This window comes from Mesorhizobium sp. M7A.F.Ca.AU.002.02.1.1 (genome assembly GCF_003998535.1).
GTDB lineage: Bacteria > Pseudomonadota > Alphaproteobacteria > Rhizobiales > Rhizobiaceae > Mesorhizobium > Mesorhizobium ciceri.
In genome coordinates this window covers 1-2,395 of record NZ_RZPB01000849.1, presented here as the reverse complement: position 1 = coordinate 2,395, position 2,395 = coordinate 1, and the positions used below count along the sequence as shown (strand labels likewise).

Sequence of the window (2,395 nt, the reverse complement as noted above, 5' to 3'; positions counted from 1 at the left end):
GGCTTCAACGACCTCTCCTATTTCAACCGGGCGTTCCGGCGGCGCTACGGCGCGACGCCATCGGATGTGCGGGCGGCCGCGTTGAAGGGCTGACCGCAAACGAAAACGCCGGCCCAAGGGCCAGCGGTTTCTGGATGAATTTGCCGTTCGGGCCTTCAGCCGAGCTTGGCGTCGAGCGATACGTTTATGGCGCCGAGCGCCTTCGAGACCGGACAGCCGGCCTTGGCCCTTTCGGCCAATTCCTTGAACTTCGCCGCGTCGATGCCCGGGACCTTGCCGACCACTGTGAGGGCGCTGCCGGTGATCCCGGTGCCGGGAACCAGCGTCACCACGGCCTTGGCGTCGAGTTCGGTGGCGGGGGTGCCGTTCTCGGCCAGGAAATGCGAAAACTGCATGGCAAAGCAGCCGGCGTGCGCCGCCGCGATCAGCTCTTCAGGGTTGGTGCCGGATTTGCCGCTCTCGTCCTCGAAGCGCGCTTTGAACGAATAGGGCGTGCCCTTCAGGGTTCCGCTCTGGGTGTCGAGCGTGCCCGTGCCCTCTTTCAGATTGCCTTTCCAGACGGCGTTTGCGGTGCGGTCCATGAATTCCTCCTTATTACAGCGGTGGCGCCGGCCAGGCGGCGTTCCTCCCAACTATAGCGCGGGCGCGAGGGAAGGCCACCGCGCTGTTTGCGCGCGCATGCAGCACCGGCGAGCCCCACCGAATCTTTTTTGAAAAAAATGTGCGTGCAAAATGTCGACTTGCATCGGCCCCGAGCGTCCTGCGGGCGGCCACAGATTCTCGTGGCGGATGGAGGTTCGCATGAACAATCTGTTTTCTGCCCATTGGACAAGCACCTGCCGAACGGCTGATCCAGGGAAAAGCGGCCCGCTGCATGTGCCGCCCTCCGGCTTCGGCCGGCTGCTTGCGGCAGTTGCAATCATCGGCATTGCGGTCAGCCTTCTCGACCATGTCGCTGCCGGCAAGAACTCAACCGATACCGTGATCGCCTATGGTTCGTCACAGCAAGGGAGCTGGAAATGAAATATGTCTGTCTGGTCTATGGCGAGGAAAACGACCTCCATGCCATGACGCCGGAGCGTCTGGCCAAGCTCGATGCCGATTCGATGGCTCATGACCGGTCATTGGATCATCGTGGGGTGCTGATCGTCGCGCAGGCGCTGCAATCGGTGAAAACGTCGAAGACGGTGCGGCGACGCCAGGGCAAGCGGCTGATCACCGACGGCCCGTTCGCCGAAACCAAGGAGCAGTTGCTTGGCTTCGTCATGATCGAGGCCGACAATCTCGACCAGGCGCTGGAGATCGCCGGCGAGATCCCGCTGGCCGAAATCGGCACCATCGAGGTGCGGGCGATCTACAGTGTGCCGGGGTCATAGCCCCCGCCATGTGCTACAGCCACGCGGAAACCAAGGCGTTCGATTGAACGATCGTCCCGGTTCATTTGGTGCGCAACTTTTGCGTGTTGAAGCAAGGCGAGAGTTCTCCTATCGTCGCCGGGGTTCTTGGGGATTTCGACATGCCTTTCCTGATTGCTATCCTTGGCGTGATGGGCGCGGCGGCGTTCTGGTGGTACCGGATGAAGGCGATGAACGACGCGGCTCGCGAGGTTGCGGACGTTGTCGGGCGCGTGCAGGGCAACATCCGTCGCAAGAAGCTGCGCAAGCAGGCGGCTCTGTCGCCTCTGACGGCGATCGATGATCCGGTCGTAGCGGCGGCTACGCTGATCACATCAATCGTCTCCGAGGATGGGCCCATCCTGCCGCAGCGCGAGGCTGTCATCCGCGCGGTGATTTCCGAGATCGCCGACAAGAAGAAGACCGACGAGGCGGTGATCTACGCCAAATGGGCGGCGGCGCAGGTCGACGACACCACCGTCGTCATCGACAAGCTGGCGCCGTTCCTGCGCGAACGCCTCGATGTCGCCGAGCGGAACGATCTGCTGCAGATGGTCAACCGCGCCGCCCAGGGCGGGGAAAAACGCCTCGAAATATCCGACCAGAGGATATTGCGGCTGCGGCAGAAGCTGGGTTTCGAGGTCAACTGAGCGATAGCGCTCAGATCGCCTCGCCCTTCAACAATCGCGGCGTGCTGGCGGACAACCCCGACGCCTGCCGGATAAAAAAATCCTTCAGGCGCGGCATGCGTTCGACAAGGCCGAGGCCGATGTCGCGGACGGTTCGCAGCGGGCCGATATCGTTGGAAAACAGCCGATTCAGCGCGTCCGTGGTGATGCCCATCTGCACCGTGTCGAAGCGGCGCCACTGCTGGTAGCGTTCGAGGACGTCGAGCGCGCCGATGTCCTGGCCGAGCCGGTCGGCCTCGACGATCACCTCGGCAAGGGCCGCGACATCCTTGAAGCCGAGATTGAGGCCCTGGCCGGCGATCGGGTGGATGC

Annotated in this window: 5 protein-coding genes and 1 pseudogene; 4 read left to right on the top strand and 2 right to left on the bottom strand. The window is 63.0% G+C overall.

Annotated elements, in window-relative coordinates; genetic code table 11:
• A partial coding sequence (locus tag EN879_RS32255) for an AraC family transcriptional regulator (protein ID WP_127274533.1) occupies positions 1-93 on the top strand: 93 nt, incomplete at its 5' end.
• A 62-nt stretch (positions 94-155) separates the two neighbouring features.
• Here EN879_RS32255 and EN879_RS32250 read toward each other — a convergent pair.
• Positions 156-581 (bottom strand): OsmC family protein, encoded by a 426-nt coding sequence (locus tag EN879_RS32250; protein WP_063169527.1) that lies wholly within the window; start codon positions 579-581, stop codon positions 156-158.
• A gap of 220 nt (positions 582-801) precedes the next feature.
• Between EN879_RS32250 and EN879_RS32245 the strand changes: the two genes are divergently transcribed.
• The 3 genes from EN879_RS32245 (at position 802) to EN879_RS32235 (ending at position 2,044) form a co-directional block, all read left to right on the top strand.
• Positions 802-1,023 (top strand): hypothetical protein, encoded by a 222-nt coding sequence (locus tag EN879_RS32245; RefSeq protein WP_063170404.1) that lies wholly within the window; start codon positions 802-804, stop codon positions 1,021-1,023.
• The gene (locus EN879_RS32240; protein WP_063169526.1) at positions 1,020-1,376 is read left to right on the top strand and encodes a YciI family protein; all 357 of its coding nucleotides are present in this window, start codon (positions 1,020-1,022) and stop codon (positions 1,374-1,376) included. The genes EN879_RS32245 and EN879_RS32240 overlap by 4 nt, the downstream gene beginning before the upstream one ends.
• Before the next feature lie 140 nt (positions 1,377-1,516).
• Positions 1,517-2,044, top strand: coding sequence for a hypothetical protein (locus EN879_RS32235; protein ID WP_024504998.1), 528 nt, complete (start codon positions 1,517-1,519; stop codon positions 2,042-2,044).
• Positions 2,045-2,054: 10 nt separating this feature from the next.
• On the opposite strand, the pseudogene EN879_RS32230 reads toward EN879_RS32235, so the two are convergent.
• Positions 2,055-2,395, bottom strand: a pseudogene (locus tag EN879_RS32230) (2-octaprenyl-6-methoxyphenyl hydroxylase); the annotation flags it as partial.

Bases quoted from the DNA above. Each gene is read 5' to 3' on its own strand.
- EN879_RS32250 (WP_063169527.1), bottom strand. From the start codon at position 581: ATGGACCGCACCGCAAACGCCGTCTGGAAAGGCAATCTGAAAGAGGGC.
- EN879_RS32235 (WP_024504998.1), top strand. From the start codon at position 1,517: ATGCCTTTCCTGATTGCTATCCTTGGCGTGATGGGCGCGGCGGCGTTC.
- EN879_RS32245 (WP_063170404.1), top strand. From the start codon at position 802: ATGAACAATCTGTTTTCTGCCCATTGGACAAGCACCTGCCGAACGGCT.
- EN879_RS32240 (WP_063169526.1), top strand. From the start codon at position 1,020: ATGAAATATGTCTGTCTGGTCTATGGCGAGGAAAACGACCTCCATGCC.